A 26,027-nucleotide genomic window follows, 5' to 3' on the forward strand; every position below is an offset into this window, starting at 1 on the left:
ATGGTAACCTTCTCAAGCTTAACATACTTTTAGTTTTTTAGCAAAAATTTTATTTTATCATAAAATTATTTTACAAGTCAACACTTCAGAAGCAAGAAATTAAATTTACACAATACACTATAACAACCCGCAATTTTATTAACGGTTCCATACACATTCATTCTCTTTTAACATAAAAACACATCACTACTTTTGAGTAGTAATGTGTTTTTGATAATGCATAGATAAAGATCTACTTTTCCGTCTATATACTAACCCGCTTACTAATTGTTTCCCTCGCTAAAAGAAAACTCATAATTACTTGCGCAGCTACTCGGCTCGTCATATCCCTAAAATCAAGAGTTGGATCAATCTCTACTATATCCATTCCTTGAACGAGCGGTTCTTTACCAAGGAATTCAATCGCATCTAGTAAAGTCGTACTATCCATTCCACCAGGCCCAATTGCTGGACAACCTGGTGCAAACGCTTGGTCTAGTACATCCATATCAAGAGAAATATAAATAGAAGTCACACCTTGTTTTCTTAATACTTCAATACTTTCCGTGATAATATCTTTTATTTCTCGCTCTCGTACGTCTTTCATTGTATACACTGTTACGCCATGCTCTATTGCATATTCATGGTACGCACGTGCGTTAGAAAAATTACGAATTCCAATTTGAACAAGTTGTTTCCCTGTAATGACATCATTTTCTAATAAACTACGGAATGGTGTACCATTTGACGGGCCTCCATCATCTAAATTACGTAAATCATGATGAGCATCAAATTGAATAATCCCGACCTTTCCTTTACTGTTTGTAAAGCCTGTTATACTCGGAAAACTAATCGAGTGGTCACCACCAAGAACGATTGGTACCATGTTCGGATTTACTTTCGTTACATGACCAACTGTTTTCGCAATTCGGTTATGACTTTCTTTTATATCCGTCACATGCATCGTGATATCGCCGCAATCATATAAGACACTTTCTTTCATATCGTGTTCTTCTGTAATTGCGTACGTACTATATGCATCTAACATCGCACGAATTGTTTTTGGAGCAAAACTTGCTCCTGAATGACTAATAGATGGCTTAGAAAGGGGTGCTCCAATTAAGGCAGCACCGAATATTTCTACGCCTTCCTCCCAATCTTTAATTATCTCACTCCATTTTGTCACTTCACGATCAATAAACTTTGCATTCTTCTTTAAATAGTGGCCGTGCTCCACGATTGTTCACCTCTTGTATATGCAATATTACCATTCTTCCATACTGTATTCACATGACTTACGCCGTAATGATACGGTACGTAAGCATAATTATAAGCATCCCATAAAACTAAATCTGCCTTACGACCAACTCTAATTTTCCCAGCTACATCACCACGGTTAATGGCATATGATGAGTTAACCGTTACGGCATTCCACACTTCTTCTGGTGTCATTTTCAGTTTTAGCATCGCAATGCTCATAATAAGCTGAATATTTTCAGTTGGACAGCTACCTGGGTTAAAGTCTGTAGCTAACGCAACTGCAACACCTTCATCAATCATTTTACGACCACGAGCAAAGCTTTCTTTATTTAAATAGAAAGTTGTTCCTGGTAATAATGTTGCTACTGTATTCGAGTTTGCAAGCATTTCAATCCCTTTATCAGAAGCGCCAACTAAATGGTCCGCTGATGCTGCACCAATTTCTGCCGCTGCTTCCGCACCACCAAGAGGGTCTATTTCATCCGCATGAATTTTCACATCAAAGCCAAGCTCTTTCGCTTTTAATAAAAACTCTTTTGATTCTTCGACAGAGAACACACCTGTTTCACAGAAAATATCAACGAACTCCGCTAATTGCTTCTCTTTCATTTCTGGCAATAAGTCTAACATCCATTGTAAAAATTCTTTCGATCTACCTTTATATTCTTTCGGAACTGCATGAGCACCTAAAAATGTGGAAACTAAATCGATCGGATGCTCTTTTTGTAATTGTGCTGTTGCCTCTAATTGTTTCCATTCCGTCTCATCATCTAATCCGTAACCGCTCTTCGCTTCTACAGTAGTAACTCCGAAAGATAGCATACGGTCTAAATGGAATTTCGCTTTTTGAACAAGTTCTTCCTTCGACGCCTGTTTCGTTGCATTTACAGTTGAAAGAATACCTCCGCCTTGTTCTAAAATTTCTAAGTACGGAACTCCTTGTAATTTTAGTGCGATTTCATTTTCGCGAGATCCACCAAATACAAGATGAGTATGCGGATCAACAAGACCAGGAGAAACCATTTTCCCGCCGCAATCAATAACTTCTTTCGCCTGAAGTCCTTTCGCTTCTTCCGCTGTTCCAACGAAAGTAATTACATCATTTTCAATTCCAACCACACCGTTTTCGATAACAGGAAGCGTGTTCATCGCTTCCCGCCTTAACAAGCCATCTTCTTGATCCATTGTTAGTAATTGACCGATATTTATTAGTAAAGTGTCCAGCATGTTTTCTCCCCCTTATTTCATCATTGGAATGTTAACGCCTTTTTCTTTCGCAGTTTCCACTGCTAAATCATATCCTGCATCAACGTGACGAACAACACCCATACCAGGGTCAGAAGTTAATACGCGCTCAATACGTTTTGCTGCTGCTTCTGTTCCATCTGCAACAATAACCATTCCAGCGTGAAGTGAATAACCCATACCAACGCCGCCACCGTGGTGAACAGATACCCAACTCGCACCGTTTACACTATTAATTAATGCATTTAAAATTGGCCAGTCTGCTACTGCATCACTACCGTCTTTCATCGCTTCTGTTTCACGGTTTGGAGATGCTACTGAACCGCAATCTAAATGGTCACGACCAATAACGATCGGTGCTGATAATTCACCATTTGCCACCATTTCATTAATGATGCGGCCAAACTTCGCACGCTCACCGTAACCTAGCCAACAAATACGTGATGGAAGCCCTTGGAACTCCACTTGTTGACGCGCCATACGAATCCAGTTACATAAATGCTCATTGTCAGCGAATTCTCGTAAAATTACTTCATCTGTTTTATAAATATCTTCTGGATCACCAGAAAGAGCTACCCAGCGGAATGGTCCTTTTCCTTCACAGAATAATGGACGAATAAATGCTGGAACAAATCCTGGGAAATCGAAAGCATTTTTCAAACCTTCATCGAAAGCAACTTGGCGAATGTTATTTCCATAATCAAATGTAATTGCGCCTTTTTCTTGCATCGCAAGCATTGCTTCTACGTGCTTTGTCATACTTTCTTTTGATAATTGTACGTAACGTTCTGGGTCTTCTTCACGAAGTTTCGCTGCCTCTTCTAACGTATAACCTACTGGAATATAACCGTTTAATGGATCATGAGCAGATGTTTGGTCCGTAACTAAGTCAGGGATAATATTACGATTTACTAACTCAGGTAAAATTTCTGCTGCATTACCTAATAATCCAATTGAAATAGGCTCTTTCTTCTCTTTATACTCGTTTGCAATAGCCAATGCTTCTTCTAATGATTCTGTATACTTATCACAATATCTCTTTTCAATACGACGATCGATGCTGCGCTTATCTACATCAATAGCAATGACAACACCGCCATTCATCGTTACAGCAAGAGGTTGTGCACCACCCATACCACCTAAACCAGCAGTAAGTGTTAATGTACCTTTTAATGAACCATCGAAATGTTGACGAGCTGCCTCACCAAATGTTTCATATGTTCCTTGTAGAATCCCTTGTGTTCCAATGTAAATCCAGCTACCAGCTGTCATTTGTCCGTACATCATAAGTCCTTTTTTCTCTAGTTCTCGGAAGTGATCCCAATTCGCCCATTTTGGTACTAAGTTTGAGTTCGCTAACAGAACGCGCGGTGCATCTTCATGTGATTTAAAAATGGCAACTGGTTTTCCTGATTGAACAAGTAACGTTTCATCGCTTTCTAACGTTTTTAATGAATCTACAATTGCATTGTAGCTTTCCCAGTTACGAGCTGCACGGCCAATTCCGCCATATACAACTAATTCTTCTGGTTTTTCAGCAACTTCAGGATCTAAATTGTTCATTAACATACGAAGTGCAGCTTCTTGCACCCACCCTTTCGTTTGTAACTCTGTACCTCTTGGCGCGCGAATTGTTTGTTGTACTTTTTCCATTTCAATCTCTCCCTTTTCTCATTTTATAGTGCTGCATTTACATCTAATCTTTCTTTTATCGAATAATTCGTTTTTAACCAATGCGCAATATTTTCAATATCCGTTGAGAATATACGGTCATTTGTAATAGAAGGTACTTGCTGACGACCTTGATGGTAGAAGCTCTTCGTCACTGTACTCATGTTTTCAATACCACGATATTCTGCTGCTTGCATTGCACAAATCATCTCAATTGAAAGAACACGTCTTGCATTTTGAATAATTTGATGTGCATGGCGTGAAGCAATTGTTCCCATACTTACATGATCTTCTTGGTTAGCTGACGACGGGATTGAATCTACACTCGCTGGATGTGCTAACGTTTTATTCTCAGAAACAAGTGATGCTGCTGCATACTGCATAATCATTGCACCAGACTGAAGTCCTGGTTCTGGACTTAAAAATGGAGGCAAATCATTTAATTGCGGATTTACTAAACGCTCAATACGACGCTCCGAAATATTTGCAAGTTCCGCCATTCCTACTTTTAAGAAGTCCATCGCAAACGCAATCGGTTGACCATGGAAATTCCCGCCCGAAATTACTTTTTCTCCGCCATCAAAGATTAGCGGATTATCCGTTGCTGCATTCATTTCAATTTCTAATTTTTCTTTCACATAATTCAAAACTTGCCAAGAAGCACCGTGTACTTGCGGGATACAGCGAAGTGAATAGGCATCCTGTACACGTAGTTCTCCTTGTTTTGTTGTTAACTTACTATCATGAAGAATGTCACGAATTCTGCTTGCTACATCTACTTGCTCTTTATAACCACGTGCTTTATGAACATTTTCATCAAATGCATCAATAATGCCTTGTAACCCTTCAATTGTCATCGAAGCAATTAGTTCAGCTTGATACGCCGTTGCTTCTGCCTCTATATAAGAAAGAACTCCTTGTGCTGTCATCGCCTGCGTACCATTAATTAACGCAAGACCTTCTTTCGCTTCAAGTTCAATTGGCTCAAGCCCTTCTTCTGTAAGAGCAACCATTGCATGAACGCGTTTCCCTTTATAGAACACTTCACCTTCGCCTAATAATACGAGAGCGAGATGAGATAAAGGTGCTAAATCTCCACTTGCACCAAGTGAACCTTGTTGCGGGACAACTGGGTGAATTTTACGATTTACAAACTCAAGAAGCATATTTACAACAAGCGGTCTAACACCAGATACTCCTTTAAGCATCGTGTTCGCTCGTAAAATTAACATACCGCGTGATACTTCTTCAGGGAATGGATCGCCTATACCGCATGCATGTGACTGAATTAAATTGTGTTGAAGTGCCTTTACATCATCTTTTTGAATAAGCACATCACTGAACTTTCCAAATCCAGTTGTAATACCATAAACGACTTTTCCGTCCTCGACAATTTTCTCAACAACTTCGCGGCACTCCGCCACCTTTTGCATACTAGTTGGACAGGCTGTTACACCTTCCCCTTCAAGTAACAATCTCTTCATTTCTTCAATTGTCAATGTGTGTCCTGTTAACGTAATCATTCTTTTTTTCCTCCTTAAAAAGGCAAAAGGGGACCTTATCTTTTTAAGACAGACTTCTGTCCTAAAAAAGTAAGGCCCCCTTCTAACTAATAGACTATGGGCAAATCATATGTGATTAATTCCTAAACCAATCGCCTCATGCTCAGATCCTTTTACAGGTGCACCAATCGTTCCATATAGCGCAACAGCAACCCATTCGCCTTCTTTTTTTCCGTCGTATGGTCTACCGCGCACAATCGCAAATCGAAGTCCTACTGTACGAAGAACGTCTGCTAACTGAATTTGACCTCTCGTCACTCCGTACAATGCTTCCATAATTGCATGATAAAGTGCATGTGTTTCTCTGTAAACATCTGTTTCAATAACTTGGTTGCTCTTAGCCGCTGTTTCCATTGCTGCTACAACTTTTTGCGAATTCATCGAACCCACTTTCCCCGTACAATACTTCCAACCTTTTGGAATAGATAATACAGGGCTTTCATTCTCATCCGCAAGTGCCAACAACATGGCCATACGACCAATTCGATGTGTTCCTTGAAGAAGCATGTGACTCTCTCATTTCTTTTAATTATTTGAATATTTCTTAATTTAAGAATATATGAAAACGGTTAAATCGTCAATAGTTTAAACTCACATTCAAACATTTTTTTCATCTCCTCCATTTGTGTACACAAATGATTTACACAAATTTTTCAGACGTGCTATAGTCTCACTAACAGATGCAAAGGGGCGATATTTCAATGACGAAGCGAAAAGATATTCATTTTCGAATTGAAGAAAAATTACTTGAAAGGTTTGAATCTGCACTTCAATATGAAGGTTTAAAGAAAACCGACGTATTAACACATGCGATTCAGCAATTTTGCACGAAGGTGGAATGTGAAAAAATGAATGATGTAAAACGGCAATATAGCGTCAGTAACAATTTACAAACACGTATCGATACGCATAAACATTACGAAGAAAAACAAGTGAATTTAGATGAAATCGTTATTGAACATTTACAACTTCAAGGGGAAGAAAGCATATTAGAGGTTGGGTGCGCTAGTGGAAAATTCCTTTCCCTTTTACAAACAAATGGTCATAAAGGCCCATTAACCGGGTTGGATCAATCCGAAGCTATGCTTGCTCAAGCTGCTAAGACGAATAACTTAATAGAATGGAAACGAGGGGATGCTAATAAACTTCCTTTTGAAACAAATTGTTATGACCTAATAATTGCAAGACATATGTTATACCATGTGAAAGACGTTGAAACAACAATTCAAGGATTACATAAAGTAATTCGTCCCGGCGGCTCACTTTTAGCTACAACAAATTCTAACGTTACACTACCTCGTATAATTGAAATGTGTAACCGCATGTTAGACGCATTTGATTTACCGAAAACAACATCATCAGTCACTCCATTTTGTTTAGAAAACGGTAAAGAGATATTACAATCCGTTTTTCCAACTGTTGAAGAAACAGTTATTCATAATGCGCTCGTTTTTCATCATGCTACCCCAATAGTAAACTATATTTCTAGCATGTTTCCATCGCTAAATATACCCGATAATATGTATCTTCAAGCCGAGATGAAAGAATGGCTAACAGAAGAAATCAACAAGGAATTATCTCTCCATAACGGTATATGGCGCGATCCAAAAACGTTAGTAATTTATCGGTGTAAAAAAGAAAAAAGCTAGCATTTGCTAGCTTTTACACGTTTTCTCGTAAAAGTTTCTCCATTACTACATTGCCTTTACCACAATAAAAATTTGTATTATGTTCGTCTGCCACTCCAAAATAAGAGGCAATCACTATTCCAAATGCTACAAATGCATGCCCCTGTGCTGTAATAATATTTGAATGTTTCACAACTTCTTCATACACAAAATTTTTTACTGGAAAACAATCGAATTTTTGATAATCTATAGTCGCAGTATAAGAAATCCCCTTAAATAAGCCTGCTTTTGCTAGCGCATACGGTCCAGCGCAAATTGCCGCCACTAATTTTTCTTGTTCATGAAATTGACGAATGATTGAAAAAAGAGTTTTTGCATCTTTTAACTGTACTTCTTCTCCACCTGGAATAAGTATCCCCTCATACTCATCTACACGTACTTCACTTACTTCTATATGCGGCTGCACTTGCAACCCAGTTTCACTTATAACCAATTCCTTAGTTAAACCTACTGTAATGATGTCATATTTCTTTTTCAGCAATGCTGTAGCTACCGTTATTTCAAACTCCGCAAATGTTGGATATACGAATAAAAGTATTTTTTTCATAACGCTTTCTCCTTCAACCATCTCATAAAATATGCCTCTAATTCGTCCACTGTTAATCTATTCGTGTCCAAATAAGTTACAGGAAATTGTCTATACCAACCTTTTTCCGTTTCTACTAATTTAAATTGCTCATCAAATGTACTTCGTTTTCTTGTCCTATCGTTATTTTTTCTATCATATACATTCTTTTTCGTCACATCTAAATAAAAAATAGCATCTGAACGACATTCTCTTAATTTATATAATTCATCTTTCAATCCAGTTTCTATATCCCACTCTTTCCCTATAATCATTGGATAAAAAAGTGTATAAAATTCAATATCTTCAGGTCCACGATCAAAAATAACAACTGAATCTTTCACATTTTGAAACTCCTTTATTTTTACTTCGATAAACATTTTTTGATTTATGATAAACCCTTCTTTTGAATTCACATCCAAATTTAATTGCTTTCGCTTTTCTACAATTGGATAAGGATTTTCATATATAACCGAATATCCTCTCTCTTCTAATCTTTTAGCCAATGTTGTTTTTCCGCTTGCCATCGGCCCTTGCAGTGAAATTACGTATGCCATGCCTCTCATTCCCTTACACTTTAGTACACCTATAATATACAGAAATTTGAAAACTCTCAACATTATATATATCATCTTGTTTCTTATTCTTATCTAACTTATAATGAAAAATAGAGATTATGACGGACGCATCAATAATGTAAGCTTGGAAATCCAAGCTTACATTATTTTTTGCTTTCCCTTTTCTAATAAAAAGAGTATACTAGATTGGAACATATGTTCTTAATGATTACATACAGTAAGGAGATAGAACAATGGTATACGACACAAAAGCAATTTCTTGGAATGAATCTTTAAAACAACTTCAACGCCGTTATACAAACAAACAAGTTGACCGAAAAGAATTTGAGGATATTGAACTGATGGAATTCTTCCGCGATAACGACTACATTTCTTTACCTACACATATAAGCGGCCTATCAAAAACACGTTTTACTTCTTACTCTATTTTCACAACTGAAGATAAAGATCGTAAAGTTGGCACACTTATTATTGAGTATGTTGAAGACGATAATAATAATTTATGTGTTGAACAACTATACTTCGTTTAAACTATAACGCTTGGTCAAAATGACCAAGCGTTCTTGCTTTCTATTAATCTCACTGTATATAATATGAATAAAAGAAAACCGTAATCATTAAGGGGGGATATGCTTGCTCGAAGGATGGTTCAGTTGGTTCATTGTATTATGGACGGTTATTTTATTAGGACTTATGTCTATCGGTGGATACTTTATGTTCAGAAAATTTTTAAAACGATTACCAAAAGAAGACGGCATGTCCATTTTGGATTGGGAAGAACACTACATAAATAAAACGAGACATTTATGGGCTGACGAACAAAAACAATTGTTAGAAGAGCTTGTAAGTCCTGTTCCAGAACTATTTCGCGATGTTGCAAAATCAAAAATCGCTGGCAAAATTGGGGAACTTGCATTACAAGAAAATGCCTCTCAAATTACACAAGACTTAATTATTAAAGGATATATCATTGCCACACCAAAGCGTGATCATAAATTTTTAATTAAAAAACTACAAGAAAAAAAGATTGATTATTCTAACTATCAATCTTTACTCGCAAAGTAACTTCATATTATTTTCGATAAAAAAGACAGCGCCTTTGACGCTGTCTTTTTATTTGGTACATATACAGTTTTTAAGTTAGCTTCATATCTTTTTCATTATAAAAACCATCTTCTTTTTCCATTTCCTTCTGTAATTTCGTAAAGGAACGATACATTGCAATTCTCCATGACACAATCATCGCAAACGCAAGTAAGAAGAACATGCCACTAAGTTGTCCTAAATCAAGAGATTGGCTTAAGTATGTTTTAAATACAATCCGCACTACAAGTAATCCAATTAATATAAAAACAAAGGCTTTTGAACGCTTCAAATAAATCTCTTGTCCTCTAATTTCAAATTTAGATGTTTTAATAAGAAAAATAGAGAAAATCAAACCGACACCAATTGCTTCTAACATTTCTGCTGGAGTTAATCGAAATTCAGGAAAAACATACATCAATGCGCCCGTACTCATAAAAAATGGTGGAAGTATAATTTTTTTCAATGTTGCAGGTTTCTTAGCTGCTTTTAAACGAATAAACATCGCACCGACAGCCATACAAACAGCAACGATACTGGATAAAACAACTATGTTCATATTTTCTCATCCTTTTTTGTGGCTATATGCAAAATATACTTTCATTATATGCTTTTCCGTTAGTATTTCCAACATTTTCGCAGAATAATACTAAAAACCGGTAAAACCACCAAATAAACTTGAGAAATATACGATAATTTTCGTCATCCAGTTAAAGTATAAGAAGACACCCATAACAATCATAATATATCCTCCGATTTTCATGAAGGCCATACTATTTCTTTTAATCCAAGACATTTTCGTAATAAAGAATGACAGTACGAAAAACGGGATAGCAAATCCAAGTATGTAAGCAATCATGTAAATCATTGCAGATTCTGGGTTTGTTGCTGCTAATCCAATTACGGACACTAGAATTGGTCCGGTACATGGCGTCCATCCTGCTGCAAAGGCTAATCCAATTAGTACTGATCCAAAATAGCCACTTGGACGATTTTTAAATGTAAATTTACGGTCTTGCATTAAAAATTTCGGCTTAAACACCCCGACAATAATTAAGCCGAACACGATGATAAAGATACCACCTAACTGTCTGATTAAATCTTTATAGTCAGTAAAGATTCCTCCAATAAAACTTGTACCAAATCCAATTGCAATAAATATAATTGAAAATCCAAGTAAGAAAAACGCTGTATGTATCATACTTCTTTTGCGAAGCATTGCATTTTCTTCTTTCAATTCAGAAACCGACATACCTGTTATGTACGATAAAAATGCCGGATAAAGCGGTAAGCAACATGGGGAAATAAATGATAAGAACCCGGCGCCAAACGCTAAAAAAATACTAATATCTTGCATCATTCCACTCCTCTCCCTAAATATTGTAACAAAAACACATAAAAATACTATGAACAATTCGTGAAATCACTTTTACAACGTGGCAATAAGAAAAACCACACTTCCCCACAGTTTCTAATAAAACGTTTTCATTTCCTTCTATTATAATAGAAAAAACTCAAATGGATTATGAAACTCCTTTAATTGTTATTAACATAACAAAGGTAACATAGTTTCTCAAATAATTAGCACGCTACTAGTACGCCTATTTACATATTGGTTTAAAAAATATTTTTTTCAAATGCTGTCTCTATACAATGCAAAGTTGATTTTATAATACTTCTACTATTAATAATTTCAAGATTATGCATAAATATCATACTTTTATTATTATTCTATAAAATGTCATACTTTTCTTTCATTTGACCCTTTATTTCTAATTTTGTATACTTCCCTCTAGTTATATATTTTCGATACGGAACAACTTCATATAGATGGGAGGAATTTTTCATGCTTCGTTATTCTCTTTTAGTTTTATTAGGAGCGTGTAGTTATGGAATTTTAGCTATTTTTGTTAAGCTTGCATATGCAGAAGGATTTTCACTTGGAGAAGTAATTGGCAGCCAATATTTGTTCGGTTGGATTATTTTGCTTGCTATTACACTTCTATTTTCTAGACATCGCGTTCCTTTAAAGCAAGCATTACTTTTATTCGTTGCAGGAACATCTGCAAGTTTTACCGGAATTTTTTATTATGCTTCATTAAAAACTGTACCAGCTTCTATTGCAATTATTCTTTTATTCCAATTCGTTTGGGTCGGAATTATCATTGAAGCAGTCGCAACAAAAACATTACCTTCAAGAGAAAAAGTTATTTCTGTTATTTTCTTACTTGTAGGGACATTTTTATCCAGTGGTTTACTAGAACAATCAGCAGGTGCTTTCGATACGACTGGAATCATTTTAGGTTTATTATCTGCTGTTACATTCGCAACATACATTTTCGTGAGCGGAAAAGTTGCTGTTGAAGTACCTTCATTACCGCGCGGTGTTCTCTTAATGACTGGTGCTTTAACTTTAGTCATGATTGTATTTCCACCAACATTTATTTTTAATGGTGCCATTTCTCAAGGTCTTTGGAAATACGGTTTAGGATTAGGAACATTTAGTATCGTAATTCCATCTATTGCCTTTACAATCGGGATTCCAAAAATCGGTTCTGGCTTAGCGACTATTCTTGGTGCAGCGGAACTACCGGTTACAACAATTATGTCAGTATTCGTTTTAAAAGAGGCTGTACTATCTTCACAATGGTTCGGTGTATCACTTATTTTAATCGGGATTGCAATCCCGCAAATTGCATACGCAATGCGTGGACGCGGACGTTATCGTAAACATCATACACATAAAAAAATAGCAGCATGAACGAGAGAGGATTTTCATTTGAAAATCCTCTCTTTTATTGTTGTATACTTATAGTAAAGATTTTGCTGAAGAAAGAAGGCATACTACATGGTATCTATTTCAAATCAACTAAAAGAAAAACTTATTTCCATCCGCCGACATTTACATGAGTATCCAGAACTATCATATGAAGAGTTCGAAACAACAAAAGCAATAAAAAATTGGTTAGAAGAAAAAAACATTACTATCATTGATTCCAATTTAGAAACAGGAATTATCGCTGAAGTGTCTGGTAATAAAAACGGACCAATTGTAGCAGTTCGTGCTGATATTGATGCCCTTCCTATTCAAGAAGAAACACATTTGTCCTATGCATCTAAAGTACCAGGGAAAATGCATGCTTGTGGACACGATTTTCATACAGCTGCTATTTTAGGTACTGCTTTCTTATTAAAAGAAAGAGAATCTTCCCTAAATGGAACGGTTCGCTTCATATTCCAACCAGCTGAAGAAAGTAGTAATGGCGCTTGCAAAGTTATTAATGCTGGACATTTACGTAATGTGCAAGCGATTTTCGGCATGCATAATAAACCTGATTTATCAGTAGGTACAATTGGCATTAAAGATGGTCCACTGATGGCCGGAGTTGATCGATTTGAAATTGAAATTCACGGAGTTGGTACACACGCGGCTGTACCAGATGCTGGCGTAGATCCTATTGTCGCATCCTCTCAAATTGTGATGGCACTGCAAACAATTGTAAGCCGAAATATAAGTTCATCTCATAATGCAGTTGTTAGTGTTACAAATATTCATGCGGGAAATACGTGGAACGTGATTCCTGCAAAAGCTACGTTAGAAGGAACTATTCGCACGTTCCAAGCTGAAACACGTGAAAAGATCCCAGCACTCATGGAGCGTATTATTAAAGGTGTATCTGATGCATTAGGTGTAAAAACGGAATTTCGTTTTTATTCAGGTCCTCCTGCTGTTCACAACGATAAAGCTCTTACAGACTTATCTACTCACGTTGCCACAAAGATGAATCTTAATATCATCTCGCCTAGTCCGTCAATGGCTGGAGAAGATTTTTCATTTTACCAACAGGAAATACCAGGTTCATTCGTCTTTATGGGAACGAGCGGTACACATGAATGGCATCATCCTGCTTTTACAATTAATGAAGAGGCACTGCCTATAAGTGCCGAATACTTTGCTTTACTAGCCGAAAGAGCACTTAAACAATTCTCATAAAAAAAGCCGTTCAAAGTGCATCTCAGCACCCTGAACGGCTTTTCTTATTAAGTTAAATCACGTTTTAAAAACACAGTATATGAAATACATAAAAATACGAACAAATAAAGTAGTAACATACATGATGCAAACGGGAATGTTACTCCATCAATAAAACTTCCATTCTTTGAAATACTATATAAATCTGTGTTTGCTGGCAATAAATATTTCGCCCAGTTATATCTAGTGGCTGCTAATAACGCAATATTGCCTGATAAAGCAAGGAATAGTGAAATACCAATTGCACCTCCACTAGATCTCGTTAACACAGAAATCATAAATGCAAACGATGCATACACAACCGTTGGTAACCACGATAAAACATAATATTTACTTGCTTCCACAAAAATATTTTGTTTTATTATATTTCCATCTTGGAAAATAAACTCACTCCATGCAGGCTGTTGGAATTTATAAATAACAAGTCCACATAAAGCGGAGAAAATCATATTAAATATAAACAATAAAGCTGCAAATATAACGATTGCTAAAAACTTTGCTGTTAAAATTTTAAATCGACTCGCCGGACGGATTGTTAAAAATTTATATGTTCCCCAGCTATATTCATTCGCAAAAATTGTACTTGCATACACGAGGATAAATGGGAGCAAAATTGGAAATACAATAAAACCTGTATCTCTCATGAAAGAAAGTGGAGAACTGCTTGCCGGTGCTGTATCCGTATCTAAATGCTTCATCTTAAGCTGGTATTCTTTTACAAGCTCATCCCCTGATTTTTCTGCTAAAATAGCTTCTTTTTTCATGCCAAGCTTTTTCTCAATTTCTACAGTACGTTCTGTATAATCTACTTTCCATCCTTTTGTTTCCGGTTCAAAATACTTTACCGTAACCCACCCTAATCCGATTATTAATACTGCAATAACCGCAAATGGAATAATCGTTCGCTTCCGCTTAAATATTTTATACAGTTCGTTATATACTAAATTAAACAATATCTTTTCCCCCTGTTAATTCTAAAAATTGCTCTTCTAACGTTTTTCTTTCTTCATATACACGATACACTTGAATGTTTTTCTCAAGCAATGTACGAATAACATTTGGGATTTCTTCATCTTTTACGTTAATAATTAATTCATTATCTTTTACTAAAACATCATGCCCTAACATTTCCGCTGCTTTATTCGCATCATCTACACGTATACGGATCGTCTCCATCTCTTCACTTTGACTATGCTGAATGTTTTGCGTAGCCACATATTCCCCGTGCTGAATAATGATAACTCTGTCACACATTAATTCAACTTCTGAAAGTAAGTGACTCGATACAAGTACAGCTTTTCCTTGTTCATGTGCAATTTTTTTTATGTACATTCTCATTTCATGTATTCCACTAGGGTCTAATCCATTCGTCGGTTCATCTAGTACCAACACATCCGGATCGTGAATAAGCGCCTGAGCGATTACTAAACGTTGTCTCATGCCAAGTGAATATGCTTTTACTTTACGATTAATTACTTGTCCCATTCCTAACAATTTCACTACTTCATCGATACGTTCTTCGGTCACATTACCATTCATTCGTCCGAAATATGTTAAATTTTCATACCCGCTCAAAAAAGGATAAAATTCGGGTGTCTCAATTACCGCCCCAATTTTCGCAGCGGTTTTTTCAAATTGCTGTTTCACAGATTGACCATCAATCCATACTTCACCTTCTGTCATACGGATCATACCAACCATCATTCTCATTAAAGTCGTTTTTCCAGCACCGTTTGGTCCGAGTAAACCGACAACCTCGCCTTTTTTCACTTCAAAACTAATATTTTGTACAAGTGTCTTTGAGCCAATTCGCTTCGTTAACCGATCGACTTTTACAATTGATTGTTCATTTGTCATTCTATACAACCTTTCCTTCCCATTCTTTGTCAGGTCTTTTCACTGTAACATGATTATTTTTATGTGTAAAATGAACACTCCCCCACTTAGCAAAGCTTGAAGTGGGGGTTTCTAACGTTTCGACCTAACGGACGATTAACGTCAGAGGAGTTAACACATTAGCGAGCTGTTTCACGCCTAACCCCTCTATCCCATTTGTCCATGCATTTGGGATTACTTTTCGTAAAATGTTAGCCGCAGCATTTACATCAGCATTAATTAAAGTTTTATTTGCTGAACGATATATGCCGCGCTCTATTCGTTTTCCTGAAAAAGTTGTATTTTGGTCATTTTCTCCATACGTTGGAATGAAGTCGTTATCCAGAAAACTTGCTTTCGATGTATATGATTCTTCAGTTACAACAACTTGAATGCCTACAGCATTTGCTTTGTATGTAATCATTTGAATCAGTAAATTGTGCGGGATATGACAAAACGATTGGTTATTTCTTTTTCCCATATTCGTTTCTTGTTTCCAACTTTTGTTTTGACCAATAACGATTTTACAAACTTCTTCTTCTTGAGCTAGTTTTACGATATGGTGACTAACTTTATGGAAGACGTCTTTTATTTTCAAGTAACGTTTTTGATGAAGTTTTTCTATCCTTTTAGAAGTAAAAGGTCCTTCATTCGTTTGTTTTCCATTTCTAAGAATGCTTGTAAAATGACTCTTCATTTTGTTGTAATATTGATTTATGCTTTTGACATGTTTGCCCTTAACAAGGACAGGTTTCATACCTGTGTTTGTTACGATGGTTGCAAGGTTATCAATCCCTAAATCAATACTCATATAACGAGCATTCTCTTCAATCATTTGTTGTTCAGAAGGAACATCAATTACCAATTCCACTACATATTCATTGTATTTTGGAATCACACGAACTTGTTTCAGTTTACCTTCAGTGAAACCTAGTTTCCCAATATTTAATTGTAATTTCGTCTTTGGAAACTTTAAAAATCTACCGTTTTTAATGATACAATCTTGGTTTGTATACAGAATCTCTTTTTCAGAAGAACGAATATACTTTGGAATCCTAGGCGTTCCAGCATATTTGTTTGGATTCTTTTTATAGTCTTTTAAACTAGCAAAAAAAGATTTCCAATTTTGGAACAAACCCTTCATGATTGACTGGCTACATTGCGTAGGCAAAGCTCGATAATCATTTTGAATCATAGCCTTAAATAGTGCATCTAGAAAGTTGTAATCTACATAAGGTTTTTCAAAATTAGGTTCTGAAAACAAATTACATGTAATCTCTTTCTGTTCTTCTTTAGGCTTTAATTTCTCTTTTTCCAATTTCTTCCGATAGGCAAGGAGTTGTGTGTCATTCATCTTATCAATATTTTTATGAATATTATCCAGAACTTCTTTTTGCAAAGGCTGCAACTCTTTTTCTTGTGTTAATCCAGTGTACACCTGGCGTATATAAAAGTTTGTGGTGTTATACATATTCTTAGCGTTATGACAACATTCTTGAAAATAAGAATACATACGATGCCCTTTTTTAATCCAAATTTGAAGAGTTTTATAGTTTGATGGATTTTCCTTTGTCATTTTATTCACCTCCTCGTTAAGGATATTATAGCAAAAAAGAACGTACGTTTCTGTTTTTCTTGAAAATAAAATATTTCTTTCGATTCACCTCACCACCTTCATTTACGTTTAGAGGTGGGAGTCCTCTCAAAAGGCATTTCAAGAAAAAGGCATGATTTCTCATGCCTTTTTCTTGAAATGCAACGAATTTTTATCTTGTAAACTTTGAACAAATCGAAAACATTGCACCATCGATAATAGAAGGATAACAATCATAATTATACTCACTACTACTATTGCATATATTGTAATTGGCGCACTATTTACTCCTTGTATCCCTGCGATTTTCATAAAGATAACCGTAAATAATTTTAAAAATAGCATCCCATTAATTAATCCGAAAACAAATGCTGCTCCATAAATGAATAATTGCTCCTGAAATAATAAACATAGCACTTCTTTTCTTTTCATATTTTCTGCTACATAAGATGTAAACTCCTCTCTCCTCACTAGCAAAAGGGAGGACATCATTTTATATGTAGTAAAAATACATATGAAAATTAGTACAATAAACAGCGTGTAAAAATACATTTGAAATACAAATGTATCCCCTACTTTCCAAATGGCTCCTTCATTAAATTGTAACGATATCATAAAAAACAAAATCATAGTACTCATAGCAATCCAAATAAATTGCTTCATCCTTTTGGTAGCAAATGTTCTAATATTTTTTCTCGCTAGCCGACATAAAGACATAAAATTCTTCCCCTACCTTATTACATACGCATTCTATACTACTAGTGTATAAAAATATGACATTTTAAACATCGCACTACAATCGGAATTTCTTCTAAGTCTTTAGTCCTAGAAAACGAAATGATAAAAAAATCACATTTAGAATATAATTGTAAAAAGGAGGAGATTGCATGCGTATAAAATTACTATCAATCTTGTCTTTATTATTACTCACAAGTTGTAGCCCACTAAAAAACAATGAAGTTGCCATTGTTGAGCCATACAAATTAACAAAAGAGCAAGCTTCTATTTTACAAATGACTCCTTTTCAAGAAGGAAATAGCATGTTTTATAACATTACGCTTAAAAATGATAAAGATGAAATAAATGCTACAATTGATTATTATAACAATGGTAAAAAAACAAAAGAAATTGCTTACATTGCTACCTCACATTTTCTAGAAAAGAAAATAAAACTCTCTTTCATATCGCCATACCCCTACTTTAATGAAGATGTACCAGAAAAAGGGCAATGGTATATTAATATTAATGGTGGTGCAACACTTGTTCCTGAAGAAGCGCCACCAATCGTAAATAGCTCTGCAACTACTACAATCCAATCTATAAAAAATTTAAAATACAATCAAAAAACGATTTTAGCTGCTGTAATCCAAACCAGTAAAGAAACTGTAATCGTTCCTATCATTGATGAAGAAACAGGCATTGATCTACTCTTAAAAGAAAATGAACACGTTTATCTATTTAGTATCGAGCTAAAAAAAGAACAATAAAGCGGAAATGCAACTTAAGTTGCATTTCCGCTTTATTGTTTAATAAGGTGTACTTTTATGAATCTGAATTAAATCCATTTTCTGTTACTACTATTACTCATCTTCTACTTCTATTCTTTTCTTCTCTCTTGCAATTTTTAAAAACTCTAGTAGCTCTGGATTACTATTCATTTTTTTGTAAGCCACTGACATTTCTGCAACAAAATTAGAATCATATAACTCTTTATATACAACTTCTGTTTTATATAACTTATTTGCCGACACGGGTATTACTGTAATTCCAATTCCTGCTGCTACAAGCCCCATAACTGTTTGATACTCTGTTGCTTCTTGTACAATACGCGGACTAAATCCAACTTCTCTGCAAAGAGATAAAATTGTATCATATAGAGCTGGCCATACTGGTCTCGTAATAAATACAAACGGCTCATCTCGTAAATCTTCTATATGTATTTCATCTTTCTCTGCAAGCGGATGTGCCTTTGGTAAACATAAGGTGCAAGATAACCTTTGAATTGGCTCTAATTCTAATAATTGTGTTGGAATTGGCGGACGTAAAAAGCCAATATCAATACGGTTATCATGAAGTGCATGAACTTGATCTGGTGTTGACAATTCATGTAATGCAACAGACACTCTCGGAAATTTCTTTCTATATTCCCTAACAATTGATGGTAAAATATCGTATATCGCTGCACCTACAAAACCAATTGAAAGTGATCCCACTTCTCCCCTTTGCGCACTTTGTGCAACTTCTACTGCTTTTTCAATTTGTTCAAACGCCTTTTTTACTTCTTTTAAAAACATTTCTCCTGCTTCTGTTAGTTCAACCTTTCTTTTCGTTCTTGAAAATAATGTAACTCCCATTTCTTTTTCTAATTGCTGTATTTGTTGACTAAGTGGTGGCTGTGTCATTTGTAAACGAGCAGCCGCCCGTCCAAAGTGTAACTCTTCTGCCACAACAACAAAATATTGCAAATGCCGTAATTCCATTTTTGGACACCCTTTTCACTTTCGATTAATATGTCTAATATATTAATAACATATAATTTATATATTAGACAAATATTTTGAATGAACGTATAGTAGAAATTGTTAATTCTTTTTTACAATTTTTATGTAAAAAAAGAAAGAGGTGGTTACTGTATGAAATGGTGGAAGTTAAGCGGACAAATTTTGTTACTATTTTGTTTCGCTTGGACAGGTGAATGGATTGCAAAACAGGCACACCTCCCAGTTCCAGGAAGTATAATCGGTATTTTTTTATTATTAATTTCATTAAAATTTAACCTAGTTAAAAAAGAATGGATACAGGACGGAGCAGATTTTTTATTAAAAGAACTTATTTTATTTTTCATCCCTTCTGCAGTCGCTGTCATACGTTACAGAGATACACTAACACAATATGGAATCGATCTCATTTTAATTATTATGATTAGCACTCTTTGCGTTACCTTAGTTACAGGACTTTTAACAGAATTGCTACTAAAGCGGAAAGGATCAACGCAATGATCGGATTTCTTTGTTTACTATTAACACTATTCACATATTGGATATCAAAAAAAATGTATCAACGCTGGAATTGGAGTCTACTTTCTCCTCTTCTCGTCTGTCCCATTATTTTAATTGCTTTATTGCTCGGATTAGATACACCTTATGAAACATATGAATCTGGTGGTCACTGGTTAACTGAATTATTAAAACCCGCAACAGTTGCTTTTGCATGGCCAATCTATAAATACTTTGATTTATTAAAGAAACATGGAATGGCTATCTTACTTAATGTCATTGTCGGTTCGTTTTTATCAGTCATTACTTCAGCACTACTAGCAAATTATTTTCAAATTGATTCATCACTAGAACATAGTTTAGCGCCACATATCGTAACAACACCAATCGCAATGGCTATTTCAGAAATGATTGGTGGTATGTCACAATTAACTGCTGTATTTGTCGTTTTAACTGCCTTAACAGGAGCATTGCTCGGTCCTTCTCTCATACGTATTTGCCGTATTAAAACAGCAATCGCAAAAGGTATTATGTTAGGAACGAGCGCAAATGGAACCGGTACATCAAAAGCATTCGAAATCGGTCCTGTGGAAGGAACAATTGCAAGTTTATCCATGCTTTTAACAGCAGGCGCTAGTTTGGTTATCGTTCCGCTTTTCTTGTCTTGGATACATTAAAGAAGCAAGTATTTACATACTTGCTTCTTTATTTATATATTGGCACAGCAATTCATAATCCTCTGGAAAAGCTAAACACAATTGTTCAACTTCATGTATCCCTTTCCAAGCAATTTCATGTATTAACTCATCAGGATCTTGGATTTTCATATTACCGCCTATTTGTTTAACAAAATAATAATGGACATACACTGGAATTCCGTATGTAATACCCTCTTTTTCATATATTTTATTTACAACTTCCACATTGTAACCCGTTTCTTCCCAAACTTCCCTGATACAACATTCTTCTAGTGTCTCTCCCTTTTCAAGTCCTCCACTTGGGACAGACCACCTTTTTTCTTCTCCCTCTTTGCCCTGCAATACCATTAAAACTTCATTTTTTTCATTTACACATACCGCTGCACTACCTATCCATCTCTCCATAAACATCCCTCCCCTACTAAAATTCGCCTTCTTTATTATTTTCCCCTTGAAAAAAAGAGGAAAATAATAAAACAACGACGAAAAGTTACATCAACTTCATAGACAATCCCTTCTTAGAAATTAAAACTGGAAGGATGAAAATATGATTTCTAATTATGTTGTGGAATGTGTCTTTTGTGAAGAAAATCGAAAACCTCGCCAAGCTATTGTCACAGTTCCCGCCACTACTCAGCTACTAGCCCTTGAAAAAGTGCGCGCGGAATGCAAACGTCGCTTCGGAAAAACTGTATTATTGCAAACAGAAATTAAAGAAGAAATAATTTTCGAACAAAAAGAAAGCTGACCATAAATTGGTCAGCTTTCATATCCGATCATATTTTCACATGAAGATTAGGGGCATCCTCTTTAAGGATCGGGATTTTCCCATTATGTACGTTCCATAATGGTCATCGAACAATATATTTCTATGCAATTAACTATTGAATAGAATAGGGCAAAACTTGTTCGCATTTTTAGAAAAGGGATAGGGATATAATTCAAGTAGTACTTCGAATACTCGAACTTTACACTCATAATATTAAAACAAATCCTTTTATATGGGAAATATGAATTACCTATATAATTCATTCGTAAAATATATTAATAGTTTGCTATATTAATTTTATCCCGCTATTTGTAGGCAGTAACCCCCTGCTGATTATAATTTCACTTTATTCCATCAATAGCATACATCCAGCTAAAACCGGTGTCATAATCATCGAAAACCTCAAAAGCGTTCGCGGTGCATAATTTGTAAACTTCGCACCAATGTATGCCCCTAACATGGTCCCAATCAATACTTGCAATAACAATATATAATCTAAATATCCTTCCGAACTATATCCTAGCCCGCCTCCAATTGCAATCGGTAATATAACAAGCATTGTTGTCCCTACAGATTGCTGAATCGTAAGTCCCAATAGAACCATTAATCCAAGTTGAATAAACGGTGCAGAACCAATCCCAAATGAACCAGCCATCATTCCAGTAACTAATCCAAGGCATACACATTTCAACAAGTATTTCACGGAAAACTCTTTATGTTTATATAAAGACGACTGTTCTTTTTTTTGGAACATAATTAATTTAATAAACATAAAAATTGCCGATAAAAATAACATCCCAGCTGTAAACCAATGAAGAAGATGTGCTGGTATAAGTGAACCAAATTTAGAACCAATATAAGAGCCAATTGCGCCAAATCCCCCAACAATCCCACCTATAATAAGTGCAACATTGCCTTCACGGTAATGACTTACAACACCTGATAATGTCGTAAATGCCATTGCAGTTAAAGATGTTGCAAGAGCAACATGAATAGGAATTTGGAATACCAAAGTGAGTATCGCGATAATAAATCCAGCTCCTCCAGCTCCAACAAATCCTAATAAAATACCCATTACTAACATTGTTATAATAATTGCCACAGACTTTCCCTCCAGTAACACAATTATCCATCATATTTATCCTTACATACAAATAAAAAGCATCCTAGACGGATGCTTTTTATTTCAATGATATGTACTTAATCTTGATTAATCAAAATAACTGCTGGACCAGCGACCACCACTCCAGCTACTTCTATCTTTTCAAATTCCTTTACTGTAATAGAGATAACTCCTTCTCTTTCCATCAATTCTTTACTCAGGACATCAGTCGGGATTGCTTTCACCGTCTTACCTCCTTTTCATTTATACAATATGATAAAATGAAACTTTAATCAGTGGGGGTTTTTTCCGTACTTATTAATTATTACCCCTCACCAATCGGACTAATAATCACCCAATGCATCTATATATATGCATCACCTCCGCTTTCATTCCTTATTCCACTCAAAAACCTTCTCCCCCTTCCGTGACATATTGAAAAATAAAAAAGAAGCTATAACATATAGCTTCCCTCTACATTTCTTTAATCTTTATGCACCGTATATTCCATGACTTTTCCATCTCTATCAAATTGGAAAACAAGCTGTTCGCTATCTATTGGAATAAAGCCACGTTCAGTCCCAAGATAATACAAAGTGATAACTCCTTCTTCCCCACTTCTCGTGTCCGTTGAAGCGCCTAACAATTGTGTAATTTCTTCATTTGATTTCCCTATTAATTTATATTTTTGTAATAGATCATCTACCATATGTATCCGTTTCTCTGCATGATTTAACCATCTATTTTGATTAAACTTTGACGTATATTCATTTACACTTAGTTGTACAGTGCATACTATTAATGGTATGAGTGCTACTATTAAAACCCCAGACATTTGCTTCTTTTCTTCATTACGATTTTTAGAAGCATATAAAATAACCCTTTGAACCATGACTAATAAAACAAATGGTATGAATACTACAAAAATGCTCCTTACACTTAAGGGCATATGGATCATATCGATGACGAATATAAATAGAATGTACATTACTATATACAAACAAAAATAGACATACAAAATGCCACGTAGCATAGCGCTCAGAAAGATCCCCCCTTTTAACTCACTATATAATTCATCCTGCTAATCATTTCTCGAATCTGTTCTAATTCTTGCACTGTATATACTATTTTCCCTGCTAAGATTTCATTTCTGAAGAACGTTACAATTTGCTCCCGATCTTTTAATCTAGGTGTTTCCTCACTAGAAAGATCTATTATTTCTTTTCCATTTTCATTATAAAAATATACAACTGGTTTTACCTTTTCTTTTATACTATTAGTCTGCATTTCTTTCAAACAATTGTATAAAATTTGAGATAGTTTCTTCGCCTTATATACTGGATTCCCTTCATTTTTCACTTGTATAGTTGACGAATCTTTACCTACTATATATTCAAATGTCTCTTCTTTTTCAACTTCTTGTTGATACTTACCCATTTCATCAATCATAAATGAATATATACCAGCATTTTCTTTCGTTAAACCATGAACTAATTTCTCTTCCCATTCTTTCGTCTCAAGTAGATAAATACCAGTTTTGCACAAGATGAGATGATGGATTCGATTATCGTTTATTTCACTATTATTTTTAATAAAAACATTCGGCATGATTTGAATTTCAGCATCTAATATGATGCCTTGCTCTATGAATCCTCGCTTCATATAATGTAATGTTTCGTACGTATTCATTTCAGCGCCGTTTTTAGTATATTCTCGTAAATTTGCAATTAATTTTTGAAACATATGTATTTCATTATTATGTTTATTTTGTATTTCACTACGTTCTTTACTATGCTGCACAGCTAATTGATTTTTCATCATACGCATATTTTCAATTTCTCTATTTGCACTTACTTGTAAATCATTGTATTTTTTCTGTTCCATATTTTTCAAATTATTTTGTTGTTCTGTATGCTCTATCACCGTAGCTGCAATTTCATTTTTATACGTTTCAATCGCTTGTTTCTTTTCAAATTCTACTTGCTGACTCTCTGATTCTAACTGTTTATTTTTATAAAACAGCACAAATACTACAGCTAATAATATTAAAACCGCACCTATTAGCACATAATTCATATTTTTACCCCTTTATTTCATTTTCGATTATTTTTTATAAATATATCTACTATAGTATACTATGGTTTCGATACAGACTTTGTAAAAGTTGTATATTTTTAATAAAAGGCACCTCTGACGGGGCACCTTTTATTTTCACTCTATTGTACACCATACTGAATATAACTTGGATCGTAGTATATCCATTGATTTGTCCCTAAGCAAAGCCATCCATCTTGCTTACTCCATACTCGATACGATTCACCATGATGTAACTGTCTTATAACATTTCCTTTTAATGATGGAGCATCACGCAAATTTACATTATCACCAGTAATAGTCGCCACATAATGTTTATACTGAATATAACTCGGATCATTATATACCCACTGATTTGTCCCTAAACAAAGCCATCCATCTTGTTCTCCCCAAACTTCATATGTTTCGCCGCGATTCAATTGGCGAATTACACTAGACTGCAAAGATGGTCCACTTCTCAAATTCACATTATCTCCATTAATTATAGCAACCCCGTACACTGGAGTTGCATTATTAGGCGGAGAAACATTCCCTCCACCACTTGCTCCATTCCCTTGTAAAGCTTCTAGTGAAACTGCAGCTGATACATCACAATTTCCTACACCTGAAATTTGTCCAGAATCTGTGTACTGCCATGCTGTCCACGCTGTCCATCCACCAGCATCAGCAGGCGGTGTACTCGAGTATTTAGCAATCCAAAGTGGAATATCACTTAATCCGCTAATTCCGAACTCATTAATATACCAAACTCCTGTATATAACATTACATCTTTTCCAGTAGCCTGTTTCACATAATTTATGAAGCTTCTTGCCCAATTCGATATAGCGCTACCAGTTAAATTACTATTACTCGGATCTTTTGGTGATTCTAAATCCAGAACTGGCATTAAGTCTGTCTGGTTACTTTGTAATATACTCACAAAATATTTCGCCTCTGAAATTGCATCATTTTGTTCTGGACGTGCAAAATGGTATGCACCAATTAATACATTCGCACTTCGGGCTGCTTGTACATTTTTAGTAAAAGTAGGATCAATGTAATTTACACCTTCTGTCGCTTTTGCATACGCTGCTGGAATTCCAGATGCCTTCACTGCATTCCAATCAATATTCCCTTCCCAATGAGACACATCAATTAACGTAACATTTGAACTCGATCTGTTTTGCATATAAAATCTCCTATTAATTTTTTTACTTCGTATACATACAATATGTACAAATTTCATAAGAGGACA

At 35.2% G+C, this 26,027-nt stretch carries 29 protein-coding genes; 9 read left to right on the plus strand and 20 right to left on the minus strand.

Features of this window, described 5'->3' with window-relative positions:
* Positions 1-244 precede the first annotated feature (244 nt).
* From hutG to hutP, 5 genes are all read right to left on the minus strand, one after another.
* The gene (gene hutG / locus CN409_RS22605; RefSeq protein WP_097981077.1) at positions 245-1,216 is read right to left on the minus strand and encodes a formimidoylglutamase; all 972 of its coding nucleotides are present in this window, start codon (positions 1,214-1,216) and stop codon (positions 245-247) included.
* Complete coding sequence (hutI, locus tag CN409_RS22610; RefSeq protein WP_000887549.1) at positions 1,195-2,466, minus strand: imidazolonepropionase; 1,272 nt, start codon at positions 2,464-2,466, stop codon at positions 1,195-1,197. Before hutI ends, hutG begins: the two co-directional genes overlap by 22 nt.
* Before the next feature lie 12 nt (positions 2,467-2,478).
* Positions 2,479-4,137: a urocanate hydratase gene (gene hutU / locus CN409_RS22615; protein ID WP_000416938.1), complete on the minus strand. Its 1,659-nt coding sequence runs from the start codon at positions 4,135-4,137 to the stop codon at positions 2,479-2,481.
* 23 nt (positions 4,138-4,160) lie between these two features.
* A complete protein-coding gene (gene hutH, locus CN409_RS22620; protein ID WP_000631844.1) occupies positions 4,161-5,678 on the minus strand; it encodes a histidine ammonia-lyase in 1,518 nt (505 codons plus the stop codon).
* Between the two features lie 105 nt (positions 5,679-5,783).
* Positions 5,784-6,224 (minus strand): hut operon transcriptional regulator HutP, encoded by a 441-nt coding sequence (gene hutP / locus CN409_RS22625; protein WP_000926515.1) that lies wholly within the window; start codon positions 6,222-6,224, stop codon positions 5,784-5,786.
* Between the two features lie 194 nt (positions 6,225-6,418).
* On the opposite strand from hutP, the gene CN409_RS22630 reads away from it, so the two are divergent.
* Positions 6,419-7,366 (plus strand): class I SAM-dependent methyltransferase, encoded by a 948-nt coding sequence (locus CN409_RS22630; protein ID WP_016098818.1) that lies wholly within the window; start codon positions 6,419-6,421, stop codon positions 7,364-7,366.
* Positions 7,367-7,379: 13 nt separating this feature from the next.
* On the opposite strand, the gene CN409_RS22635 is transcribed toward CN409_RS22630, so the two are convergent.
* Positions 7,380-7,952: a DJ-1/PfpI family protein gene (locus CN409_RS22635; protein WP_000722190.1), complete on the minus strand. Its 573-nt coding sequence runs from the start codon at positions 7,950-7,952 to the stop codon at positions 7,380-7,382.
* On the minus strand, positions 7,949-8,527 hold the full coding sequence (locus CN409_RS22640) for an AAA family ATPase (protein ID WP_097981078.1): 579 nt from the start codon (positions 8,525-8,527) through the stop codon (positions 7,949-7,951). Before CN409_RS22640 ends, CN409_RS22635 begins: the two co-directional genes overlap by 4 nt.
* 254 nt (positions 8,528-8,781) lie before the next feature.
* On the opposite strand from CN409_RS22640, the gene CN409_RS22650 reads away from it, so the two are divergent.
* Both CN409_RS22650 and CN409_RS22655 read left to right on the plus strand, forming a co-directional pair.
* Positions 8,782-9,078 carry a hypothetical protein gene (locus tag CN409_RS22650; protein ID WP_000262400.1) on the plus strand — a complete coding sequence of 99 codons (297 nt, stop codon included), beginning with the start codon at positions 8,782-8,784 and terminating at the stop codon, positions 9,076-9,078.
* Positions 9,079-9,181: 103 nt separating this feature from the next.
* Positions 9,182-9,613 (plus strand): DUF2621 domain-containing protein, encoded by a 432-nt coding sequence (locus CN409_RS22655; protein ID WP_000889371.1) that lies wholly within the window; start codon positions 9,182-9,184, stop codon positions 9,611-9,613.
* Between the two features lie 70 nt (positions 9,614-9,683).
* Here CN409_RS22655 and CN409_RS22660 read toward each other — a convergent pair whose 3' ends face one another.
* Both CN409_RS22660 and ccdA read right to left on the minus strand, forming a co-directional pair.
* Positions 9,684-10,190 carry a CcdC family protein gene (locus CN409_RS22660; RefSeq protein ID WP_001028640.1) on the minus strand — a complete coding sequence of 169 codons (507 nt, stop codon included), beginning with the start codon at positions 10,188-10,190 and terminating at the stop codon, positions 9,684-9,686.
* Positions 10,191-10,280: 90 nt separating this feature from the next.
* Complete coding sequence (gene ccdA / locus CN409_RS22665) at positions 10,281-10,988, minus strand: cytochrome c-type biogenesis protein CcdA (RefSeq protein ID WP_001152674.1); 708 nt, start codon at positions 10,986-10,988, stop codon at positions 10,281-10,283.
* A gap of 489 nt (positions 10,989-11,477) precedes the next feature.
* Here ccdA and CN409_RS22675 point away from each other — a divergent pair, with 489 nt between their 5' ends.
* On the plus strand, positions 11,478-12,392 hold the full coding sequence (locus tag CN409_RS22675; protein ID WP_000947042.1) for an EamA family transporter: 915 nt from the start codon (positions 11,478-11,480) through the stop codon (positions 12,390-12,392).
* 87 nt (positions 12,393-12,479) lie between these two features.
* Positions 12,480-13,625 (plus strand): M20 peptidase aminoacylase family protein, encoded by a 1,146-nt coding sequence (locus CN409_RS22680; RefSeq protein ID WP_000253664.1) that lies wholly within the window; start codon positions 12,480-12,482, stop codon positions 13,623-13,625.
* A 47-nt stretch (positions 13,626-13,672) separates the two neighbouring features.
* Here CN409_RS22680 and CN409_RS22685 read toward each other — a convergent pair whose 3' ends face one another.
* The 4 genes from CN409_RS22685 to CN409_RS22700 all read right to left on the minus strand — a co-directional run bounded on the left by CN409_RS22685 (position 13,673) and on the right by CN409_RS22700 (position 17,850).
* Complete coding sequence (locus tag CN409_RS22685) at positions 13,673-14,617, minus strand: ABC transporter permease (RefSeq protein WP_000482759.1); 945 nt, start codon at positions 14,615-14,617, stop codon at positions 13,673-13,675.
* The gene (locus tag CN409_RS22690; RefSeq protein WP_141527735.1) at positions 14,610-15,521 is read right to left on the minus strand and encodes an ABC transporter ATP-binding protein; all 912 of its coding nucleotides are present in this window, start codon (positions 15,519-15,521) and stop codon (positions 14,610-14,612) included. Before CN409_RS22690 ends, CN409_RS22685 begins: the two co-directional genes overlap by 8 nt.
* Positions 15,522-15,645: 124 nt before the next feature.
* Complete coding sequence (locus tag CN409_RS22695; protein WP_000159708.1) at positions 15,646-17,115, minus strand: RNA-guided endonuclease InsQ/TnpB family protein; 1,470 nt, start codon at positions 17,113-17,115, stop codon at positions 15,646-15,648.
* 159 nt (positions 17,116-17,274) lie between these two features.
* Complete coding sequence (locus CN409_RS22700; RefSeq protein WP_098217940.1) at positions 17,275-17,850, minus strand: FtsX-like permease family protein; 576 nt, start codon at positions 17,848-17,850, stop codon at positions 17,275-17,277.
* 170 nt (positions 17,851-18,020) lie between these two features.
* Here CN409_RS22700 and CN409_RS22705 point away from each other — a divergent pair, with 170 nt between their 5' ends.
* On the plus strand, positions 18,021-18,620 hold the full coding sequence (locus CN409_RS22705; RefSeq protein WP_001220622.1) for a hypothetical protein: 600 nt from the start codon (positions 18,021-18,023) through the stop codon (positions 18,618-18,620).
* Between the two features lie 93 nt (positions 18,621-18,713).
* Here CN409_RS22705 and alsR read toward each other — a convergent pair whose 3' ends face one another.
* Positions 18,714-19,613: an acetoin biosynthesis transcriptional regulator AlsR gene (gene alsR / locus CN409_RS22710; protein ID WP_000423234.1), complete on the minus strand. Its 900-nt coding sequence runs from the start codon at positions 19,611-19,613 to the stop codon at positions 18,714-18,716.
* 153 nt (positions 19,614-19,766) lie between these two features.
* Between alsR and CN409_RS22715 the strand changes: the two genes are divergently transcribed.
* Positions 19,767-20,132, plus strand: a complete 366-nt coding sequence (locus CN409_RS22715; RefSeq protein WP_000872365.1) for a CidA/LrgA family holin-like protein — start codon at positions 19,767-19,769, stop codon at positions 20,130-20,132.
* Positions 20,129-20,806 (plus strand): LrgB family protein, encoded by a 678-nt coding sequence (locus CN409_RS22720; protein WP_000578954.1) that lies wholly within the window; start codon positions 20,129-20,131, stop codon positions 20,804-20,806. The genes CN409_RS22715 and CN409_RS22720 overlap by 4 nt, the downstream gene beginning before the upstream one ends.
* A gap of 12 nt (positions 20,807-20,818) precedes the next feature.
* Here the strand turns inward: CN409_RS22720 and CN409_RS22725 are convergent, their stop codons facing one another.
* Complete coding sequence (locus tag CN409_RS22725) at positions 20,819-21,232, minus strand: NUDIX hydrolase (RefSeq protein ID WP_000442973.1); 414 nt, start codon at positions 21,230-21,232, stop codon at positions 20,819-20,821.
* Positions 21,233-21,374: 142 nt separating this feature from the next.
* Here CN409_RS22725 and CN409_RS22730 point away from each other — a divergent pair, with 142 nt between their 5' ends.
* Positions 21,375-21,575, plus strand: coding sequence for a DUF3903 domain-containing protein (locus CN409_RS22730; RefSeq protein ID WP_000625226.1), 201 nt, complete (start codon positions 21,375-21,377; stop codon positions 21,573-21,575).
* A gap of 367 nt (positions 21,576-21,942) precedes the next feature.
* Here CN409_RS22730 and CN409_RS22735 read toward each other — a convergent pair whose 3' ends face one another.
* From CN409_RS22735 to CN409_RS22755, 5 genes are all read right to left on the minus strand, one after another.
* The gene (locus tag CN409_RS22735) at positions 21,943-22,698 is read right to left on the minus strand and encodes a sulfite exporter TauE/SafE family protein (protein WP_000974664.1); all 756 of its coding nucleotides are present in this window, start codon (positions 22,696-22,698) and stop codon (positions 21,943-21,945) included.
* Positions 22,699-22,796: 98 nt separating this feature from the next.
* Positions 22,797-22,943, minus strand: a complete 147-nt coding sequence (locus CN409_RS22740; RefSeq protein ID WP_000644411.1) for a BC1881 family protein — start codon at positions 22,941-22,943, stop codon at positions 22,797-22,799.
* Between the two features lie 239 nt (positions 22,944-23,182).
* Complete coding sequence (locus CN409_RS22745; RefSeq protein ID WP_000943748.1) at positions 23,183-23,731, minus strand: hypothetical protein; 549 nt, start codon at positions 23,729-23,731, stop codon at positions 23,183-23,185.
* Between the two features lie 23 nt (positions 23,732-23,754).
* On the minus strand, positions 23,755-24,774 hold the full coding sequence (locus tag CN409_RS22750) for an NERD domain-containing protein (RefSeq protein ID WP_001110282.1): 1,020 nt from the start codon (positions 24,772-24,774) through the stop codon (positions 23,755-23,757).
* Between the two features lie 140 nt (positions 24,775-24,914).
* Positions 24,915-25,961 (minus strand): GH25 family lysozyme, encoded by a 1,047-nt coding sequence (locus CN409_RS22755; protein WP_001181414.1) that lies wholly within the window; start codon positions 25,959-25,961, stop codon positions 24,915-24,917.
* Positions 25,962-26,027: the final 66 nt, after the last annotated feature.

It is taken from the genome of Bacillus sp. AFS012607, assembly GCF_002558005.1.
GTDB classification, from domain to species: Bacteria; Bacillota; Bacilli; order Bacillales; family Bacillaceae_G; genus Bacillus_A; species Bacillus_A thuringiensis_S.